Genomic DNA, 21,239 nt, shown 5'->3' with positions numbered 1-21,239 from the left:
TTATTCATTTATGACTTTTTCTCTCGCATTAATAGAGCATTAAGTTCATAAATTAGTATATAGAAAAAGGAGGACCGACAATTCAAATTCATGTTGTACAGCCAGGAGAATCGCTATGGGGAATTGCGCAAGCTTATGGAACGACGATACAGAACATTGTGGAAGCCAATCAAATTCCCGATCCTAATCGCTTAGTTGTAGGGCAAGCGCTTGTGGTTCCAGTAAATGGTCAATATTATATTGTTCAACCAGGGGATAGCCTATGGTCAATAGGACAACGCTTTAATGTGAATTATATGACACTTGCACAAGTCAATGGTTTGTCTTCAAATGCGGTATTAATGATTGGAACACGTTTATATATTCCTCCCGCTGCGAAAACATCTGCTGAAATTTTTGCTTATGTTGAACCAAGAGGCAACGAAGTAAGTGAACTACTAGTAAATCAAGTGCGTGAAACGAGTCCCTATTTAACGTATTTAGCTCTATTCAGCTATGAAGCAGGACGGGATGGTTCATTAAAGGCGCCAGTAATTGAACCACTACCTAGTTTGGCCGCAGAAAATAATGCGAGTATTGCAATGGCGATAACGAATCTAGAAGATTATCAGTTCAGTAGTGAGCTAGCACGTGATATTTTTCAAAGTAAAGCAGTACAAAACTTACTTTTTGACAATATTATTGCAGAAGCAAAAAGAATTGGGAATGTTTCGGATATCCATTTTGATTTTGAGAGAATACCAGGTGACCAAAGGGAAGCCTATAATAATTTCTTGAGAAGCGCGGTAGAGCGTATGCATGCTGAAGGTTATACAGTCTCCACGGCACTGGCACCAAAATCGAGTGCGAATCAGCCAGGGGAATGGACGGTAGGTCATGATTATAGAGCTCACGGGGAAATAGTAGATTTTGTTATGCTAATGACATATGAGTGGGGGTATTCTGCAGGCCCACCTCTGGCTGTCTCCCCGCTCCCTCAAGTGGAACAAGTAGTTCAATATGCTTTAACGGAAATTCCGGCAAATAAAATTTTACTTGGGCAAAATTTGTATGGGTATGATTGGACGTTACCCTTTGTGCAAGGGGGCGAATATGCAGAAGCATTAAGTCCACAACGTGCAATAGAAATAGCCAAACGTTATAATGCAGCCATTCAATATGACTATACCGCACAGGCACCTTACTTTAACTATTATGATGAGCAAGGACGTTCACATATTGTCTGGTTTGAAGATGCACGTTCCATCCAGGCAAAATTTAATTTAGTAAAAAGACTAAATTTACGGGGTGTCGGTTACTGGAAACTTGGTTTACCGTTCCCCCAAAACTGGCAACTTATCGGTTCAAACTTTAATGTCGTTAAGAAATAAAATAGGATTAAATAAAAACTCAGATGAATTAGTATATAGCTCATCTGAGTCTTTATAAGTGATGTGGCAATTTACAATCGTACTTCGCATTAGAAAGTATATTATGAATCTAAAATTTTTCCATTTACTTGCTATGTAAATTTTATTCTGATACACTCGACGTAATTAAATGCATTTGCAGGGGGACACACTTGTGTTGAGAAGGTTAAAACCTGACCCTTAGAACCTGACCGTTAATACGGACGTAGGGAGCAAAGTACAATTATACATATGTACTTACTAAGACCCCGCGTATTTTACGTGGGGTCTTTCTTTTGCAGTGTCACTTAATAATATTTTTATTAGGAGTGGTAAAAATGATTGCATGTACTATAGCAGGATCCGATAGTGGGGGCGGGGCTGGCATCCAAGCTGATTTAAAAACCTTTCAAGAGCTTCGTGTATTCGGTACATCAGTGATTACAGCTTTAACGGCTCAAAATACAAAAGGGGTGCATGGAATCTATCCGGCTACTGCTGATTTTGTAAAGGATCAATTAAATGCAGTAATCGATGATTTTGATCTGAAAGCTGTTAAAACAGGTATGCTGTTTAATGCAGAAATCGTAGAAACAATTGTCTCGGTATTGAAAGCTAAAGAAATACCACTTATTGTAGATCCAGTGATGATTGCAAAAGGCGGTGCTAGCTTACTGAAAGAGCAAGCAACAATAGCTTTAAAGGAAAAACTACTTCCGGTTGCTACGGTTTGTACACCGAATATACCCGAAGCAGAAGTATTGACCGGGCTTACGATCAAAACCGAAGAGGAAATTAAGCTTGCAGGGGAATATTTATTAAATTTAGGTATGCAATGTGTAGTGATAAAAGGTGGTCATTTAGCGGATAATCATGCGATTGATACGGTGTTTATTCGAGGAGAAAAGCCTTTTAAAATGAAAACAGAAAGACTGAAAACAATTCATACGCATGGAACAGGATGTACATTTTCAGCAGCAATTACCGCAGAAATTGCCAAGGGGAAACCATTAAAAACAGCGATCATTGAAGCAAAAAAGTTTGTCCAATTAGCAATTCGTTATCCACTGAATATTGGTCATGGATATGGTCCAACAAACCATTTTGCCTACCAGGAGCACCGAGGAATTTGCGATGTGCAAGTAATTTAATTAATTTATTGAGTAAATTGTACTCGTTTCTTGAAGTGAATAACTTGTGGCATTTTTTTAACTCTCAAAAAGTACTACTTGCCTAGATATAGTAATGTATCAATTTACTCTTTTCTACTATTCTGTCAATTTAGTATGATGGACTTGTTGAACAATTTAGATAATAGGAGTGAAAAAAATGTGGAAAAAACTTTCTGCTTCGGCCCTTACATTAACACTTTTAACTAGTGGAATGGCTGGAGTATCAGCGGCATCTACTTCCAACGAGGAAGAAATGACACGCGGAGATTTTGTGAAGGCAGTCATTGATGCATTAGGTGTTGAAGTAGGTTCTGGACAATCCGTTAAATTCAAGGACGTACCCGATTCACTAAAGCCATATATTGAAAAGGCTGTGGAACTAAAGTTAATTAAAGGTAAAACACCGACACAATTTGCACCAAATGAAAAATTGACACGCACACATGCCTTCCTTATTGCAGCTAGGGGTATACAGGATGAAAAACAATACTCCGAAAATGTATTAAATCAATTTAAAGATGCGAATAAAATTGGATCTGGGAATCGTCAAGAGATGGCAAAGGCAGTAGAGTTAGGCTTATTAACAGGCTATGAAGACGGGACGATCAAACCGAATGAGTTTGTCACGAAAGTGCAAATGCAAAAGATTCTGCAGCGGTTTTTAGCGGAATATAACCCAGTTGAAGCAAATACGACTGTGGCATTGCGCATTTTGGGTACGACGGATATTCATACTAATATTATGAACTATGATTATTACAAAGATGCGCCAACGAATAGTTTAGGTCTGGCAAAAACCGCGCTGCTCATCGAAAAAGCCCGTGAGGAAAACCCGAATACGGTATTATTTGATAATGGTGATGCCATTCAAGGAACGCCTCTAGGCTCTTACATTCAATCCGTGAAAAAATTAAAAGAAGGAGAAGTCCATCCTTCTATTGCATCAATGATTGCGCTAGATTATGATGCAGCGACTTATGGCAATCATGAATTTAATTACGGTTTAGAATTTATTGATGAAGTAACAGATGATGCACCATTCCCGTATGTTAATGCGAATGTTCGAAATGCTTTAACGAAGGAATTAATGTATGAACCTTATGTCATGATTGAAAAAGAAGTACTTGATTCTACAGGAAAAAGTACGATGATTAAAATTGGTGTAACAGGCATTGTCCCTCCACAAATTTTAAAATGGGATAAAGCAAATTTAGAAGGAAAAGTAACAGTAGATGATTCTGTAGAAGCAGTAAAAACAATCGTTCCACAGATGAAGAAAGCTGGCGCGGATGTAGTAGTTGTTCTGTCGCACTCAGGTATGGGTGATGCTACACATGAAATCGGTGAGGAAGATGTATCCTATCTATTAACAAAAATCAGCGATGTAGATGCGGTCATAACAGGACATGCCCATGATGTATTCCCAGGAAAAGTAGATAGCACTTTATCGAATGTGGATATTGATAATGGAACAATGAACGGTGTACCTATCGTAATGGCCGGTAAATTTGGTAGCCATCTAGGAGTAATTGATTTAGAGCTTGAGAAAACAGCTGATTCTTGGGATGTGATTTCAGGAACAGGTGCCGTGCGTGAAATTGCAAAAGATAATGAAAATGTAAGCAGTGCAGTAGTGGAAAGCGTAAAAGAAGCCCATGAAGGTACAATTGATTATGTGCGTCAGGCAGTAGGAACAACTACAGCAAACATACATAGTTATTTCTCACAAGTGCAGGATGATCCTTCTATTCAAATCGTAACAAATGCCCAAGCGATTTATGTAAAAGATAAAATTAAAGGAACACCATTTGAAAGTCTACCTGTATTATCAGCGGGTGCGCCATTTAAAGCAGGTACGAGAAGTGATCCCGAGTACTACACATTCGTACCAAAAGGTGAGTTGGCAATTAAGAATGTTGCAGACCTATATTTATATGACAATACATTAGCTATGTTAAAAGTGACAGGTGCTGATGTGAAAGAATGGCTTGAAATGTCTGCTGGTCAATTCCACCAAATCGATATAAATAAAGAAGATGAACAACAACTAATTAATGCTGAGTACAGATCATATAACTATGATGTCATTGATGGCGTCACTTATGAAATTGATGTGACACAACCAGCCAAATATGATGCTAATGGAAATATAGTTAATGAAAAGGCTTCCCGCATTGTAAATTTACAATATGATGGAAAGCCGATCGATTTATCACAGGAGTTCATAGTAGCGACAAATAACTATCGTGCGAATGGAACATTCCCGGGTGTACGAAACGCGACTGCAGTTGAAGTTTATCCAGATGAAAACCGTCAAGCAATCATCGATTATATTTTAGCTGAAAAAACAATTGATCCAAGTGCAGATGGTAACTGGAAATTTGCTGCGTTTCCAGAAAACGTGAAAGTGGTATTTGAATCGTCGAAAAAAGCAGTCGATGTGTTAGATGAAAATAGTAAAATTCATTATATTGATGAAGGTACAGATGGTTTTGGTAAATATGGATTAAAAACTAACTAAAAATTTTAAAAGCAGAAGTTCCTCACCCAAAGAGAAACTTCTGCTTTTTTATTCATGGGTGTATAGAATAGGAGAATTAGGATTATGTCAACACCATATTGAATGAAATTTTCGGAGTTAGTGGTAACTATTGGTCAACTTTTATTTCACAAAATACCATTTTAATAGCATTCATAATTCGTTATGGGTATCGTACCAAATTATAGGTGAAAAATTTTAATAAAAAGTATTTTACGATAGAGGTACGAAAGGAGGCGTACAAAATGAAAAAAAGCTTTATCACATTTTGTGCATTTGCACTTTTAGCTACTCAAGCTCCAGCAGCTAACGCAGCATCAACAACTGGAGGAGAGGTGACACCACAATATAAATCTACTCAAAATTATGAATATAAAAAGATAGCATCTAATAAATATTTTATTAATGGGAACTCGGTGTCTAACTTTATTGAAATTAAAAATGATAATTTTAAAGATGGAAAAATTTCAATTAAAATTAAAAAAGTTAAAAAGTCTGTTTCTAATAAAAATGAAAAAGGTACTGTTGAAGAGGTGCCAGCTGAACAACTAAAAGCACCAGTGAAGGAAGCAACAACAGAACAACCAAAAGCACCAGCGAAGGAAGCTACATCGGAACAGCCAAAAGCGCCAGCGAAGGAAGTTACATCGGAACAACCAAAAGCGCCAGTGAAGGAAGTAGCACCAGAACAACCAAAAGCAACTGAAACAACACAGACGTCGACTCAGTCACCTGCAAAACAACCAACAAACACAGTAGCATCTAATTCATCGGACATTGATGCTATTGAAGCAGCGGTTGTAGAATTAACAAATGCAGAGCGAGTGAAGGCAGGGTTACAACCATTTAAAACACATGCACCATTAATGGCGGCTGCTCGTGAAAAATCACAAGATATGAAAGACAAAAATTATTTCTCTCATACAAGCCCAACTTACGGTAGTCCATTTGATCGTTTGAAAGCACTAGGCATTAGCTATAAGGCAGCTGGTGAGAATATTGCCAAAGGTCAACGTACAGCACAGGAAGTTGTTACAGCTTGGATGAATTCTGAAGGTCACCGTGCAAATATTTTAAATGCAAACTTTACACATATCGGTGTTGGGTATGTGAAGGACGGTAATATTTGGACGCAACAATTTATTAAACAATAATAGTTATATAAAGAAGCATCTCCATGACTGAGCACATCAATCATGAAGATGCTTCTTTTTTTGTTCCATATACTGCTTAGTCATAAAGATAACAGCGCGCTGCCAAAAAAATAAGTCTGTATAGAGTACTCGTTTGACATTAGTAACAACCTCTTGTTAGAATTGGGTTGTTGCTTTTGAAGGAGTAGACGAAATTATATTTTTGGAGTTGATATTTAAGATGAAAAAATTTAAAACCTTAGGGATGACTTTAGGGGTTTCTTCAGCACTTCTTTTGGCTGCGTGCGGAGATGATACTAATGGTAGCGGTAGTGAAAATGGAGATAACAATAATCTTAGTGAACAAGTAGATTATACGATAGTCGGAGTTGAACCCGGCGCTGGATTGACAGGTCTATCACAAGATGTATTAGATGAATACGAAAATCTGGAAGGGTGGACATTGCAGGAAAGTTCAACTGCAGGAATGCTTGGAACTTTAGAACAGGCCATTCGTAACGAAGAGCCAGTCATTGTGACAGGCTGGACACCGCACTGGAAATTCTCTGCTTATGATTTAAAAATCCTTGATGATCCTAAAGGTGTTTTAGGTGGATCTGAAAATATTCAAACTCTTGCAAGAAAAGGGTTGGAAGAAGATTTACCGGATGTTTATACAGTAATGGATCGCTTCTATTGGGAACCGGAAGATATGGAACAAGTGATGTATGATGCACAAAATAGTGGTGATTTTGATGCAGCTGCAGCTCTTTGGATTGAGAATAACGAAGAAAAAGTAAGTGAATGGACAAAAGATATCGCCCAGGCTGATGGTGAGAAGGTTAAAGTCATTTCAACTCCTTGGGATTCTGAATTTGCATCAAGTAGTGTAGTAAAACTGGTCCTTGAAGGATTAGGTTATGATGTTGAAGTTACACCCGTTGATCCTGCAATTATGTTCCAAGCAATTGCAACAGGTGAAGGGGATGTTACTGTAGCACCATGGTTACCATCAACTCACAACGCTTTTTATGAAAAACATAAAGATGATATTGTAGATTTAGGCGAAAACTTAGAAGGTACACAAAATGGATTCGTTGTACCGTCTTATGTAGATATTGATTCAATTGAAGATTTAGAGCCGAAAGAATAACAATTAAATAACTTAAAAAGGGACAGCCTGTAATTTCAATAACAGGCTGTCCTTTTTAAATGACCACGCATTTAGTCGGGCTGTGTTAAACGTTATTTAACTTTAACACAGCCCTTTTTCCATAACTTAGTATTACTTGTTAATCCAAATAGTCATATTTGCTTGCTTCATCCGCGTACTTTTGCGAAATTTGCCCATTTAGCTGATCCTCTTTAGAAAGATGGAGGAATTCCAATGCCGAATACATTTCCTCACCATCTTTGTCCTTGTATAAATCATTGTAATGGTCATAATCTCCTTCAAAATCAGCAGGTGTATCTGAATTTCCGTATTGAGCAACGATTTGGAACGAATCTTCATTATCTTGCAGTTCATCATGATCTTCTCTACCTGAAAATGAATTGTCTACAGCAGGATGAAGTAGCTCCTCTTCGATTGGACGATCGGTTGGTACTGATTTTGCTTCACTATGATCGATGCAAAATGTTGTATACGGTATTGCGCGAAGGCGATCATAAGGAATTTCTGCATGGCATGTTGCACAAACTCCATATGTACCATGCTCCATCCTTTCAAAAGCAGCATTTACCTGTACCAATAGATCATCACTATGGACTTTTAGCGCCATATCCTTTTCGCGATCATATAACTCAGTTGCTAAATCTGCTGGGTGATTATCGACTGTTGATAATTCATCTGTTGAATCACGTAAGCTTGCGCGGGCAAGTAGTTCGTTTTCATTTTCATTTACATCACCGATTAATTCTGATTTTTGTTCGATCAGCTGTTTTTTTAATTTAGCAAGTTGTTTTTCTGTTAGCATCATTATCAATCCTTTCTTAGTTAGTATGAACGAAATGGCGCAAAATATTTCATGACTTCAATCTCCGTTCTCGTATAGTTCATACCGTATAGGCAATACTATTTTTTATGATGCGAACAGGAGGAATGAAAGTTGCAAAATACCGATAATAAACTTTCCATTTTCGCTTTAGGTGGTATAAATGAAATCGGAAAAAACATGTATGTCATTGAATATGGGGAAGAGCTAGTAATTATTGACTGTGGTGCAAAATTTGCAGACCAAAGTTTATTGGGAGTAGATTTGATTATTCCCGATTTAAGTTATTTAGAGGAAAATAGACATAAAATAAAAGCTTTAGTTGTGACGCACGGGCATGAAGATCATATTGGCGGCATTCCCTTTATGCTAAAGAAGTTAAATATGCCTATTTATGCTTCCCGATTTACGCTTGGATTAATCGAATTAAAATTAAAGGAACATAAACTTTTACGGGATACTGTTTTAAATGAGATTAATGCTGAATCTCGTATTGATTTTGAGCATTTGTCTGTAACATTCTTTAAAACAAGCCATAGTATTCCTGATTGTTTAGGTATTGTATTTGATACTCCAGAAGGGAAAATAGTCCATACAGGAGATTTTAAATTTGATTTTACCCCCGTAAACGATCAAGTTTCGGATATTCATAAGATGGCAGCAATCGGTACAGAAGGGGTATTAGCGCTAATATCTGAAAGTACAAATGCGGAGCGACCAGGATTTACCCCTTCTGAACAAATTATTGCCAACCATTTAGAAGAAGAATTTCAAAAAGCGACAGGCAAAGTATTTATTTCTACATTTGCTTCTAATGTAAATAGAATTCAACAGATTGTAGAAGCAGCAAAAAAGACGAACCGAAAACTTGTACTGCTAGGTCGGAGTATGGTAAACGTTACTTCTGTAGCAATGCGACTCGGTTATTTAGATATCCCGGCTTGGATGTTAGTTGAACCACGGGATATGAGAGAACTTCCTCCAGAGAGGATAGTTGTATTATGTACAGGTAGCCAAGGAGAGCCACTAGCAGCATTATCGCGGCTTTCAACGGGCCGAAATCGTGATGTGAAAGTTATACAGGGAGATACAGTGATTTTTGCTGCTTCGCCAATACCGGGAAATGAAAAGGACGTTTCTAAAATTGTTGATAACTTATTTCAGCTTGGTGCAAAAGTGGTATATGGAAATTCCAGTGTAACCGGAATGCATGTATCAGGTCATGGCTATCAGGAAGATTTAAAAATGATGCTGACACTTATGAAACCGAAGTATTTTATCCCTATTCATGGGGAATATCGCATGCTTCATATCCACCGATTACTCGCAGAAGCAGTGGGTGTTAATTACAATAATACTTTTATTCTAAAAAATGGGGAAATTGTCGATATTAAAAATGCTGAAGCTAGGCAAACTCGTGCCATTACTGCAGGAGATACGTATGTAGATGGTGTTGGCAGCGATGAAGTGGGGGAGATTGTACTACGCGATCGCAAGCAGCTATCAGAGGAAGGTATGCTCGTAATTGTTGTAACCATCAGTCAATATGATGGTTCGATTATTTCGGGACCGGATAGTATTTCACGAGGTTTTGTTTACGCGAAAGAATCCGAGGCATTAATAAATGATATAAATGAGATTTCAAAAGCGGCAGTAATGAACTTTAAGGAATCCAATCCATTTGCTATGAAAAAGGCGATTAAGAAAGCTGTAGATCAATATATATTTACGTTGAAAATGAGAAAACCAATGATTTTACCGATTGTTATTGAAATCTAAATGCAACGAAAATAACGTTCTGAAAGGATAAAAATCCTTGCAGAACGTTTTTATATTATCTAAATTATTATGCCGGTTGAAGTTTTGATTCATCTTGAATTTCCTTAAATAGGGCTAAATCTTCTCTGTAATTATTCAAGTATGAGGACAAACTGTGATTTTTTATTTTTTCAAACGTATCGATATTTACTAATTGTAACTTATTATTAAGGATTTTTGCATTAAACCATGCTGTCTCTTCGAAGGCAATATTCATTATATGTTCTTCAATAATCATACTTAAAAGGCTAGTTGTATTATAGATTTCATTTAAAGAATTTTCATTTCTCATTTCAAAAAAATCAATTGTTCTTGGTAGAGAAGCCTGTAATGCCGGTCTGTCAATAGCATGTCCTAGCTCGTGTAGTGTTAATGCCTTTATATATATTTCTAAAGGTATAATATTAGAGAATTCTGCGGCAGCTTCTACTAAACGATTCGCATCGAAACTAACGATATGCGTAATGAAATTATAACTCATATTTACACCTGTATAATCTTGCTTTAGTTCAATATTCATGCCGGTAGCTAGAATAGTAGAATGAATAATTTCTTTAAGATATTGATTTGTATATTGGTGCATGAATATTGTCATTTCCCTCTCTCTATTAAATAAGTTATATTAAAATATTTGTTTTTATAAATGAACATAAAGTAATATATAATTTTTTTTGAATAATTTCAAATAGTTTGTTTACAATTTTATGTAATATGCTATTTCTTAAAGTAAAAAATAGGGTTAAAGCTTGTTATGGTGCTTATTTATGCATAAAAAAGATGCCTGCCGTGTTTTATACAACGGCAAGCATCTTTTTATTATACGCGTATTTTACTGTTCATTTTTATTTGATTTCATTCATGTTGATTGTCTTAATTGTTATTATTGTTGCTGTTATTTCTACTGCTAGCTTCTCCGCCTTTGCGGCCAGCTTCTTCACGGCTCATTTTACCGCCATTGTTATTGCCATTGTTGTTCTGGTTGTTTCCATTACTTGCTTCTCCGCCTTTACGGCCGATTTCTTGATAAAATTCTTGGTTGTGGTTATTGGATGTAGCTTCTCCGCCTTTACGACCCGCTTCTTGAACTGTCATTTTCCCATTGTTGTTCTGGTTACGATTGTTATTAGCCATTTCTAACATCCTCCTAGAATATTTTTTAAGCCTATTGCTAAGCTTACTAGTTTAATTCCCACCCTTACATTTATTAAACATTAATTATATTTCAAATATATTACAAGTAAATGATTGATTTTTATTATATATCTTAATTGAGCATGGTGTGAATCCTTAGAGTGCCTGGTTACAGCGCCATGTTAGATGAGTATTTATCATCAAATTATGACAACCAAAAAAAAAATAATTCTTCTTCTATTTACAAAAATATTTAATATCTTTTTATAAAATGGAAAATGTATTCAATTTTGTAACTTTGTACGTTAAAATAACTATTACACAAAATTTTCTGTTAATTTTTAATTTTTGTAGTACAACAGAGTTTTTTTTTGATATTGTTATATTACAACAAAAATATAATTTAGGAGGAAAAGAGAAGTGAATGCAATTACACTAGTTATAGGGGCTATTTGTATATTAGTAATAGCTTATCGTTTTTATGGTATTTTCTTTACTAAGAAAGTATTAAAAATTAATGAAGACAAGCCAACACCTGCTCATGAAAAAAATGACGGACAAGACTATGTACCGACAAATAAATGGGTAGCATTCGGGCATCATTTTGCGGCTATTGCAGCTGCAGGTCCATTAGTAGGACCTATTTTAGCAGCACAATTCGGTTATTTGCCGGGTTACCTTTGGCTATTAATCGGTGCCGTTATTGGGGGAGCCGTACATGATGCGGTCGTATTATTTGCTTCCATGACAAAAGGTGGTAAATCGCTCTCCGAAGTAATGAGAGAAGAGCTTGGACCGGTTGCAGGATTCTGTACAGGTTTAGCAATGCTTTTCATAATTACAATTACTATGGCAGGTTTGTCAATGGTTATATTGGGAGCGCTTGCAGAAAACCCATGGGGAACATTTGCTGTTGCAGCGACAATCCCTATTGCTATGCTGATGGGCTTAATTAATAAGTTCTCGGGTAACTTAAAGCTCTCTACTATTATAGGGGTCGTCTTACTCGTAGCGGCTGTCTTCTACGGTCCATCGATTCAAGGAACTTGGCTCGGTGAGGTATTAACATTAGACCGTGAAACATTATCAATTTTATTACCGATTTATGCATTCTTTGCGGCAGCTTTACCAATATGGTTCTTATTAGCGCCACGTGATTATTTAAGTAGCTTCATGAAGATAGGTGTATTTATTGCCTTGATTATCGGGGTATTTATTATTAATCCTACAATTCAGTTTCCAGCAATTATTCCTGACTTTTTAGGTGGCGGAGGACCGATCGTAGCGGGTCCTGTTTGGCCATTCGTTTCAATTACAATTGCCTGTGGTGCAATTTCCGGTTTCCATGCTTTTGTCGGTTCAGGAACAACACCGAAAATGCTAGATCGCTGGGAAGATATTCGTGTAGTAGGTTTTGGGGCAATGCTCGTAGAATGTGTCGTTGGGGTTATGGCTCTAATAGCAGCAACGGTTTTACATCCTGGAGATTATTTTGCAATTAACTCAACGCCTGAAAAATTTGCGACATTAGGAATGTCTGTAGTGGATTTACCTGCATTATCTGAAGCAATTGGGATGGATTTAGAAGGACGTACAGGGGGCGCGGTAACGCTTGCTGTCGGTATGGCATCAATATTTGCCGGGGTAGAATGGTTCAGTCATTTAACGGCATATTTCTATCAATTTGTTATTATGTTTGAAGCGGTATTTATATTAACAGCAATCGATGCAGGTACACGTACTGCGCGTTATTTAATTCAAGATTTCTTAGGAAATGTGTATAAGCCATTAAAGAAAACCGATTGGCTGCCCGGTGCAATCGGCGCGAGCGCCCTGGCCTGTGTCATGTGGGGTTACTTACTGAATTCCGGGGATATTGCATCCGTCTGGGCATTGTTCGGCGTATCCAACCAATTAATGGCGTCAATCGGTTTAGTATGTGGTGTAACTTTCGTACTGAAGATTGCAGATAAACGCATTTACGTATTAACATGCTTTATTCCATTAGTATATTTATATATTACAGTAAACGTAGCAGGATTCTGGATGGTGAAAAATGTCTACTGGAACAGCATGGCTGGCGGATACAATATTTTAAATGGAATTTTATCTATCATCATGTTAACGCTAGGTTTAATTATTGTCATAACATCATTTATTAAATGGCGTGAATTATGGGCACACCCGCGCTTTAAAAAACAGGCAACAGCAAATTAAATGTATGATCTAAACCGAAATGGAACCAAACCTCCATTTCGGTTTTTATTTGAAACGAAATCGCATTTGTTTACGGGTTACAAGAGAAGTGAATATAATGGAAAAAGGAAATAATGGTTTAATAAGGGAGTGAATAAAATGCGTTTTGCAGATTACATATTTTACTTTTTTCTTTTTTGGTACATATGCGGAGTAGTACTTGTGGGCTTTGATTTGTTGCCTAGTTGGCTTGAATGGTCGAATAGTGTATTTATTATTACAACCGGAATATTAGGAGGGATTTATTTCATTATTCATTTCCGCTTTAAATTGGGGTTCTTAATATTTGTTGGAATATTTGTGTCTACATTCATCATTGAATACTATGGGTCATCTAGTCAATTTTTGTTTGGTGATTATACGTATTCCAATTATTTTGCACCGAATGTTATGGGGGTTCCAGTTGCAATCGGTTTCGCATGGGTAATGGTTATTGCAACAGGTCATGCTATTATCATGAAGTTTGGTGTGCAAAATATAATTTTAAGAGCACTACTCGGTGGTGTTTTAGCGCTCACAATGGATTTAATATTAGATCCAGTAGCCTATAAAGCAAAACAATATTGGATATGGCACGAACCGGGAATATACTATGACATTCCGTGGACGAACTTTTTTGGCTGGTTTATTATCGCTTTTTTCATTCATATAATTCTTTCATTCATTTCTGTTTCACAAGTGAATAAAGTTTGGCAGGATCGACTCGTTCTTTTGTATATCTTGATTATTATCATGTTTGCTTTAATCGGATTAATGAATGGAATATATTTGGCCAGTATAATAGTTGTGACATCAGTTCTCTTTTTAATATTTTCACTTCGAAAAGAGGGGCAATATGCGAGTAGCTAAAAAGAATAAAATCGCTAGGAGAATGTTTCGACTCGTTCAACAGAAATTGTTGAAGCGAAGTTTTGCGCATATTTATATAAAGGAGGATTTTCCTCTCCCCAGCAATGCACTATATATTGCTAATCACAGTTCTTGGTGGGATGGTCTGCTTTTGTTTGAATTGGAGCAAAGGGGATATATTCCAAATCTATTTGTCATGGTAGATGAGCAGGGAATAAAAAAATTCCCGATTTTTCAATGGATAGGTGCGTATTCAGTTAATCAACAAAACCCGAAACATATTATAGAATCCATCCGCTATACGAAAAGTCTATTACAGGATGGAAAAAATATTTGTATATTTCCTCAAGGAAAGGAATGGCATTTAGAGCAAAGGCCACTTTATTTTCAACAAGGTGTAGCAATGATTGCCAAGCAAGTGAAAGATGTTCCGGTCGTTCCTATAACTTTTTACTATACATTTCGGAATGAACGAAAAGCGGAAGTATGGATTTGGATTGGAGAACCAATTCAATATGAAGATAAATGGAGTCGAGAACAGATGACACAGTATTTTGAAGAGATAGTCATGGAGCAGTTAAATGCGCTGAAAAAAGATGTCGTTCAAAATGATTATACAAGTTTCATAAAAATATGATGAGGTGACAAGGATGCTATTTATTTACTGTTTTATGTTAAGTATTTTTGTCATTTGGACAATTTTGAATGGCTTGTTTTTACCTCAAATTAAAAAAAGGCATGGGGAAAATCAAGATCTTGTTTCCATTCTTATCCCTATGCGCAATGAGCAAAGAAATGTAAAAAAATGCATCTCTATGCTAAAACAACTTACATATCCAAAGCTTGAGTTCATTATTTATAATGATCAATCAACCGACTTAACTGGACAAATGCTCTATCAGGAAATTGATGGTGATGCTCGCTTTCGTGTGATTGAGGGAGTGGAGTTGCCGTCTAGTTGGGTAGGAAAAGTGCATGCCTGTCATCAGCTACAGCGAGCAGCCACTGGGAAATATTTGGCGTTTATTGATGCAGATGTAACCTTGTCATCCCACATTTTTGAAAAAGTAGTACCACTTATGAAGAAAAACGAAATCGGTCTAATTACCGGGTTTCCACATTTTATGTATTCTAATTGGCTGGATCGGCTTGTACTTCCGATGATGCATTTTCTTGTGAATTTTCATTTGCCTATTGCTTTGGCAAATTATACGAAATGGCCGGCTGCTACGGCTGCCAATGGGACTTTTTTATTTTTCGAAAGAGAAGCTTATGAGAAAATGGGTGGTCATCTTGTAGTGAAAAACTCTCTATTGGAAGATGTAGAAATAGCGCGGGCGATGAAAAAATCAGGAATGCGGGTGTTATTAGTTAATCTTAGTAAAAACATTTCATGTGAGATGTACACTAATGCATTTGAAACGTGGCAAGGTTTTTCTAAAAATACATTTAAGGGCCTAAATTATTCTTTTAGAAATGCCGTGCTGTTTATCCTTTTTTATAGTGTAACTTATGTGTTTCCGCTGGTACTTCTTATTAATAGTATTGTTTTTTTTAATTGGCTGTATGCTATCCCGTATATTTTGATTGTTATTCAAAGAATGGTTTCCGACTTCAAAAGCAAGTCACCCTTATATTACGCATTATTCATGCCACTGTCTTCATTGGCAATGCTAATTATCTTGTGTAATTCAATTTATTTGTATCAAACGAAACAATCGTATGTTTGGAAGGGACGTGAATACGGATGAAGAAAGTAGCGATAATTGGTGGTGGGCTAGGGGGACTGTCCGCAGCTATTACACTTGCAAATGCAGGGATGGATGTTACAGTATTTGAAAAAAATAAAGAATTGGGCGGAAAAATGCGCTCAGTAGATCTCGGTACACATCATTTTGATTTTGGACCGAATACGATTACAATGCGTCCTGTTTTTCAGCGGGTATTAGCACAAACTGGGGTAAATCCGGATGATTATTTAAATTTTATTCCTTTACGAGTTCATATGAAGAATGTAAGTTCAAAAGGAGAAGTATTATACTTTTCCAACGACCAGCAATATATGATTGAGCAAATTAAAAAGTTTTCTTTAAGCGACGCGGAAAATTATCCTGCTTTTATTACGGAAATTTCAAGAATCTACTTTTTGGCACAGCGTCATTTTTTGCAAACAACATTTACGAGCTGGCGAGACTATATGAAACCATCATTACTATCAGCACTAGTAAAAGTACGACCTTTTGAAACTTTGGAGCAATTTATAAGAAAGTATTTTCAGCATCCGTTTATCGTTCAATGTTTTTTACGCTATGCGACATATATTGGTTCATCGCCATACATAATGCCTGCAACATTTGCTATGATTGCTTATTTGGAATTGGTTGATGGTGTTGATTACGTTGAGGGTGGAACATCAAAGATTGCGCAAGCATTTAAAACCCGTGCTAAGCAACTAGGTGTGAAATTTCATGTAGGGTGTGAAGTGACAAAAGTTCAATATGGAAAGACCCAAATTCACAGTATTATCGATCAGTATGGAAATACACATACAGTCGATGCTGTATTTATGAATTCTGATCGACTAAGTGATGTCTTTGAGATTGAACAAGTAAAAAAAGATATTCAGCCATCCAGTTCAGCATTTGTCTTACTGCTTGGGCTTAATAAACGGATTGAAGGGTTGCATCATCATAATGTCTATTTTCCTGAAAACTATGAACTGGAGTTTGACGCACTCTTTTCAGATCACTATGTTGAAGATCCCACAATTTATATTTGTAATTCTTCGTATACCGATCGTTCCATTTCACCAAGTGGAGATAATTTACTAGTTTTAGTAAATGCCCCACCAACAAAAAATGGAACTTTACAAATCGATTCACATCAATATCGCCAACAAATAATCGGACAGTTAAAGGACCTTGGTATGGATATCGAGGATGCTATTGTGGAGGAAAAAGTAATAACACCCGAGTATTTAGAGAAGGAATTTTATGCTTTTCGAGGCGCATTATATGGTGCGGCATCCAATTCAGTAAAATCCGCCTTTTTTAGACCAAGTAATCGGCATGCCAAACTGAAAAATTTATATTTTGTAGGCGGGACAGTACATCCTGGAGGAGGGTCCCCGCTCGTCACACTGGGGGGCATGAATGTAGCCAAAAAATATATAGCTAAAAATGGTCAGGAAATTTAGAGTTAGCTCTAATTTTCCTGACCATTTTGTGTAATGTATAAATAATTTAAGTAGTCTTCTTTTAAAATTGCATTTAAAATACAGGGCTGTTTTTGTCTCTCCTCCAATAGTAAATGCTCTTCCTGAAATTGCTGTTCAACATTTAATGAAATGAACGGTAGTTTTTCCTGTGCTTTTTGTGAACGGATATTAACAGTACGAGCACCTGCAAACACAACATCCAATTTCAGCTGCTCAAATGCAATTTTTAAAATTTCAATTTTCGATGGCAAATTATAGCCAAGCCCCCAAAACTCAAAACCAATCCAACTACCGATGTGACAATGTTTCTTATGCTGGTCAATAAACATTAGTGTCGTAATACCAACTAATTTTTCTTCCTCATTTAGAATTACACGAGAAACCGTCTTTCCTTCAGATTCTTCTATTAAGTTATTAATAATAAAATTTTCCGTATCTTCTATGGATTGAGTAGGTAAACCAAGTGCATTTTTTACTTCGGGTGCCTGAGATAAACGATGTATTTCCTTCGCATAACGAAGATCATGGGGAACTAACTTCACTTTTTTCATTTTATTTCAACCTCACTTTTTAAATGAACTTCCATCACTATGTAGATAACTATATATTGTTCCATTCTATATTATATTCATAAAATAACCGACATTTTTTTAGAAAATAAAAATAAATCGGAAAATAAGGTTGTTTTATTTAAGTAAGTATAATAATATAACTCATATAATATAAAACCGAGTTGAATAATCGGCATTGGGGTGAAAGGTAATTGTCTTCAGTAATGATTGATATTAGGAATGTAAGTAAGTCTTATGGTGAACAGGGTCCAACAGTACTGCAGGATATTTCTTTCGATATAAAAAAAGGTGAAGTTATCGCGATTTTAGGGAAAAGCGGCTGTGGAAAAAGTACATTGCTTAATTGTATAGGCGGTTTTGAAGCAGTAAACAACGGCCAAATTTTGCTCGATGAAGTGCCTGTCAAGAAACCGAGTAAGCGATGTATTATGCTGATGCAAAACTATGGGTTACTGCCATGGCGCTCTGTCCGGAAAAATGTAGAGTTGGGCATTGAAAATATAAGTTTATCAAAGCAGGAAATAGCTGAAAGAACGCTACATTATTTACGAATGGTTGGATTAGAAGATCGGGCCAATGCTCTACCTAGTGAATTATCTGGTGGGATGCAGCAACGAGTTGCTATAGCACGTGCCTTGGCAATGCAACCAGAGGTCATTTTAATGGATGAACCATTTGGCGCGCTCGATACATTTACACGCTACTATTTACAGGATGAATTAATGCAAATTCAGCATCGAGAAAAGATGACAATTGTATTAGTAACACATGATATTGATGAAGCTATTTATTTAGCAGACCGCATTTTAATTATGAAGCCAAATCCTGGAGAGATTCATAAGGAAATTGTATTGAGATTACCAAAGGAACGAAATCGTGCTGATGCAGACTTTCAGTATTATCGAGAATTAATTTTTAATGAATTTCAATTTACACACGAAAAAGCGACGATCGAATTTAATATTTAAGTTTTCAGGGGGGTTAGTGGATGAAAAAGCTATGTTTAATAATGACAATGTTATTTGTTACACTTTTAGCTGCATGCGGAAATAATGATTCTGCAGTCGATGGTGAAAAACCAACAATAAAAATTGGGTATTTACCAATTACACATGCGGTGCCTTTATATATGCAGAATGATGAGAACTTTGAGGATTATCATTTAGAGTTAGTAAAGTTTGGTTCTTGGCCAGAGCTAATGGATGCGCTTAATACGGGAGCAATTGACGGGGCATCTGTACTAATTCAATTAGCTATGAATGCAAAGGAAAAAGGTATTGATTTAAAAGCAGTGGCACTCGGTCACCGTGATGGCAATGTTTTAATTGCAGGTAATGATATTAATTCTGTTGAAGAGCTAGTCGGAAAATCCTTTGCAATTCCAAGCAGGTTTTCCACACATAATATTTTGTTGTATGAAATGCTGAAAAAACATGGCATTGCCTATGATGAAGTTGATGTAATCGAACTACCGCCAGCAGAAATGCCGGCAGCTTTAGCAGAAGGGCGAATTGCGGGTTATGTTGTAGCTGAGCCATTTGGAGCGATTTCTGTAGCTCTTGAGAATGGTAAGGTATTGTATCAGTCAGAAGAAATATGGAAAGATTCCATCGATTGTGGCTTAGTATTGCGAGGTAAATTTATTGAAGATAATAAAGAATTAGCCGACAAATTTGTTAATGACTATGTAGCAGGTGGAGAGCTTGCACAAGGAAAAGACAAACATATGCATGAAGTGGTCGGGCAATATTTAACAGTGGATCAAAATGTGTTGGATATTTCTCTTGATTGGATTTCATATGACAATTTAAGTATTGAACAAGAAAGCTATGCTATTTTACGTGATGCATTAATGGAAATGGGATTATCTGATGACCCACCATCCTATGAAGACTTTGTTGATGCTAGCTTTGTAAATTAATAGAGGAACGGAGGGATATTATGGCCATAGTGAAAAAACTGTCACCGATTGCGATTGGCTTTATACTGCTTCTTATCTTCTGGCAATTTGCCATCTTGATCGGTGGACATCAGGCAGCACTCTTCCCTCCGCCTTTAAAAGTGGGGGAAGCATTATTAGCAATCATTTCGGATGGTTCTTTGTTTGTTCATATTCAAATTAGTTTATTTCGATTTTTTTCAGGTTATTTAGCAGCAGTAATTGTGGCCATTATTTTAGGCCTTCTACTAGGTAGATCGACAATCGTATGGAAAGTAGTGGACCCAATTGTTCAAGTATTGCGTCCAGTTTCTCCAATTGCATGGTCACCTTTTATCGTATTATGGTTTGGCATTGGCAATATGCCCGCGATTGTCATAATTTTTATAGCTGCTTTTTTCCCGGTCCTTTTATCGACCGTATCTGCTGTCAAAAAAGTAGACAAAACCTATTTACGTATTGCTTCCAATTTTGAAATGAGCCCGTTTGAAACATTACGGAAAATTGTATTACCGGCATCATTCCCGATGATTGCAAATGGTTTGCATATGGCGTTAGGTTCTGCGTGGATTTTCCTTGTAGCGGGTGAAATGGTCGGTGCGCAATCAGGGTTAGGATTTTTAATTATTGATGCAAGAAATTCTTTAAGTCTTGATTTAGTAATGGCTTGTATCGTTGTCATTGGGGTTCTTGGAATAGCGTTAGATAAAGGCATTCATTATTTTGAAAGTTGGGTCAATCGTATTTGGGGCGGCGCAAAATAAAACTGCCTAAAAAGTTTTAGACAGTTTTTATAGGTCGTATTTGAATATTGTCGATTCGATCACCCGTTTTAGTAGAGTAATACCCAATTTCAACCCGATTTTCATCAGGATCGACAATTTCTTTATAACAAGTTTCAAGATGCTCAGCTCCCCAAATAATCATCGCATTAAATACATGCTCCAGGGCAGTGCCTTTTTCGGTTAATGTATAGCGGTAACGAGGTGGATGAGCAACATAAAGTTCGCTTTGGACAATATGGGCTTCTTCTAATTCCTTTAAACGATTGGAAAGAACGTTTGCCGAAAGTCCGGGTAGCTTGAGCTTAATATCATTGAAATTTGTTTCACCTATTAGAAGTTCGTGGATGATTAGAAGTGTCCATCTATCCCCGAGAATATTTAATGTTTGTGCAATGTTACAAGGTAAATCATAACGAGTTTTCATGCTTATGCCTCCTTCGTACTTA

The 21,239-nt window shown here is 36.6% G+C and carries 19 protein-coding genes and 1 riboswitch; of the genes, 14 read left to right on the top strand and 5 right to left on the bottom strand.

Translation table 11 applies throughout. The features are described from left to right. Positions 1-80 precede the first annotated feature (80 nt). The 5 genes from MKY13_RS13400 to MKY13_RS13380 all read left to right on the top strand — a co-directional run bounded on the left by MKY13_RS13400 (position 81) and on the right by MKY13_RS13380 (position 7,385). The gene (locus tag MKY13_RS13400; RefSeq protein ID WP_339216941.1) at positions 81-1,370 is read left to right on the top strand and encodes a glycoside hydrolase family 18 protein; all 1,290 of its coding nucleotides are present in this window, start codon (positions 81-83) and stop codon (positions 1,368-1,370) included. 169 nt (positions 1,371-1,539) lie between these two features. After that, a riboswitch (TPP riboswitch) is annotated at positions 1,540-1,638 on the top strand. A gap of 88 nt (positions 1,639-1,726) precedes the next feature. After that, entirely contained in the window at positions 1,727-2,539 is an 813-nt protein-coding gene (gene thiD / locus MKY13_RS13395; protein WP_339213271.1) for a bifunctional hydroxymethylpyrimidine kinase/phosphomethylpyrimidine kinase, read from the top strand. A gap of 178 nt (positions 2,540-2,717) precedes the next feature. Next, on the top strand, positions 2,718-5,081 hold the full coding sequence (locus MKY13_RS13390) for a bifunctional 2',3'-cyclic-nucleotide 2'-phosphodiesterase/3'-nucleotidase (RefSeq protein WP_339213269.1): 2,364 nt from the start codon (positions 2,718-2,720) through the stop codon (positions 5,079-5,081). A gap of 263 nt (positions 5,082-5,344) precedes the next feature. Continuing rightward, positions 5,345-6,253, top strand: a complete 909-nt coding sequence (locus tag MKY13_RS13385; RefSeq protein ID WP_339213267.1) for a CAP domain-containing protein — start codon at positions 5,345-5,347, stop codon at positions 6,251-6,253. 220 nt (positions 6,254-6,473) lie between these two features. Then, positions 6,474-7,385, top strand: coding sequence for a glycine betaine ABC transporter substrate-binding protein (locus tag MKY13_RS13380; RefSeq protein WP_339213265.1), 912 nt, complete (start codon positions 6,474-6,476; stop codon positions 7,383-7,385). 139 nt (positions 7,386-7,524) lie between these two features. Here the strand turns inward: MKY13_RS13380 and MKY13_RS13375 are convergent, their stop codons facing one another. Continuing rightward, entirely contained in the window at positions 7,525-8,211 is a 687-nt protein-coding gene (locus MKY13_RS13375) for a TraR/DksA C4-type zinc finger protein (protein WP_339213263.1), read from the bottom strand. 129 nt (positions 8,212-8,340) lie between these two features. Here MKY13_RS13375 and MKY13_RS13370 point away from each other — a divergent pair, with 129 nt between their 5' ends. Continuing rightward, positions 8,341-10,005 carry a ribonuclease J gene (locus tag MKY13_RS13370; RefSeq protein WP_339213261.1) on the top strand — a complete coding sequence of 555 codons (1,665 nt, stop codon included), beginning with the start codon at positions 8,341-8,343 and terminating at the stop codon, positions 10,003-10,005. Positions 10,006-10,072: 67 nt separating this feature from the next. Here MKY13_RS13370 and MKY13_RS13365 read toward each other — a convergent pair whose 3' ends face one another. Both MKY13_RS13365 and MKY13_RS13360 read right to left on the bottom strand, forming a co-directional pair. Further along, positions 10,073-10,639, bottom strand: coding sequence for an integrase (locus MKY13_RS13365; RefSeq protein ID WP_339213259.1), 567 nt, complete (start codon positions 10,637-10,639; stop codon positions 10,073-10,075). 275 nt (positions 10,640-10,914) lie between these two features. Next, positions 10,915-11,175 (bottom strand): KGG domain-containing protein, encoded by a 261-nt coding sequence (locus tag MKY13_RS13360; protein WP_339213257.1) that lies wholly within the window; start codon positions 11,173-11,175, stop codon positions 10,915-10,917. 420 nt (positions 11,176-11,595) lie between these two features. On the opposite strand from MKY13_RS13360, the gene MKY13_RS13355 reads away from it, so the two are divergent. The 5 genes from MKY13_RS13355 (at position 11,596) to crtI (ending at position 17,476) form a co-directional block, all read left to right on the top strand. After that, complete coding sequence (locus MKY13_RS13355) at positions 11,596-13,392, top strand: carbon starvation protein A (protein WP_339213255.1); 1,797 nt, start codon at positions 11,596-11,598, stop codon at positions 13,390-13,392. 201 nt (positions 13,393-13,593) lie between these two features. Continuing rightward, on the top strand, positions 13,594-14,280 hold the full coding sequence (locus tag MKY13_RS13350) for a carotenoid biosynthesis protein (protein ID WP_339213254.1): 687 nt from the start codon (positions 13,594-13,596) through the stop codon (positions 14,278-14,280). A 22-nt stretch (positions 14,281-14,302) separates the two neighbouring features. After that, the gene (locus tag MKY13_RS13345; protein ID WP_339213252.1) at positions 14,303-14,917 is read left to right on the top strand and encodes a lysophospholipid acyltransferase family protein; all 615 of its coding nucleotides are present in this window, start codon (positions 14,303-14,305) and stop codon (positions 14,915-14,917) included. 34 nt (positions 14,918-14,951) lie between these two features. After that, entirely contained in the window at positions 14,952-16,031 is a 1,080-nt protein-coding gene (locus tag MKY13_RS13340; RefSeq protein WP_339213250.1) for a glycosyltransferase family 2 protein, read from the top strand. Continuing rightward, on the top strand, positions 16,028-17,476 hold the full coding sequence (crtI, locus tag MKY13_RS13335) for a phytoene desaturase family protein (RefSeq protein WP_339213248.1): 1,449 nt from the start codon (positions 16,028-16,030) through the stop codon (positions 17,474-17,476). The genes MKY13_RS13340 and crtI overlap by 4 nt, the downstream gene beginning before the upstream one ends. 8 nt (positions 17,477-17,484) lie before the next feature. Here the strand turns inward: crtI and MKY13_RS13330 are convergent, their stop codons facing one another. After that, positions 17,485-18,048 (bottom strand): GNAT family N-acetyltransferase, encoded by a 564-nt coding sequence (locus MKY13_RS13330; RefSeq protein WP_339213246.1) that lies wholly within the window; start codon positions 18,046-18,048, stop codon positions 17,485-17,487. 224 nt (positions 18,049-18,272) lie between these two features. Here MKY13_RS13330 and MKY13_RS13325 point away from each other — a divergent pair, with 224 nt between their 5' ends. The 3 genes from MKY13_RS13325 to MKY13_RS13315 are packed head-to-tail and all read left to right on the top strand — an operon-like array spanning position 18,273 to position 20,772. Further along, positions 18,273-19,037, top strand: a complete 765-nt coding sequence (locus tag MKY13_RS13325) for an ABC transporter ATP-binding protein (RefSeq protein WP_339213244.1) — start codon at positions 18,273-18,275, stop codon at positions 19,035-19,037. A 20-nt stretch (positions 19,038-19,057) separates the two neighbouring features. After that, entirely contained in the window at positions 19,058-19,990 is a 933-nt protein-coding gene (locus MKY13_RS13320) for an ABC transporter substrate-binding protein (RefSeq protein ID WP_339213242.1), read from the top strand. A gap of 20 nt (positions 19,991-20,010) precedes the next feature. Continuing rightward, complete coding sequence (locus MKY13_RS13315) at positions 20,011-20,772, top strand: ABC transporter permease (RefSeq protein WP_339213240.1); 762 nt, start codon at positions 20,011-20,013, stop codon at positions 20,770-20,772. A gap of 16 nt (positions 20,773-20,788) precedes the next feature. Here the strand turns inward: MKY13_RS13315 and MKY13_RS13310 are convergent, their stop codons facing one another. Next, entirely contained in the window at positions 20,789-21,217 is a 429-nt protein-coding gene (locus MKY13_RS13310) for a helix-turn-helix domain-containing protein (protein WP_339213238.1), read from the bottom strand. Positions 21,218-21,239: the final 22 nt, after the last annotated feature.

Source organism: Solibacillus sp. FSL W8-0372, assembly GCF_037969735.1.
Classification (GTDB): domain Bacteria; phylum Bacillota; class Bacilli; order Bacillales_A; family Planococcaceae; genus Solibacillus; species Solibacillus faecavium.
Note: the sequence above shows the minus strand (reverse complement) of the source record. Positions and strands in the feature narration are given on the sequence as shown.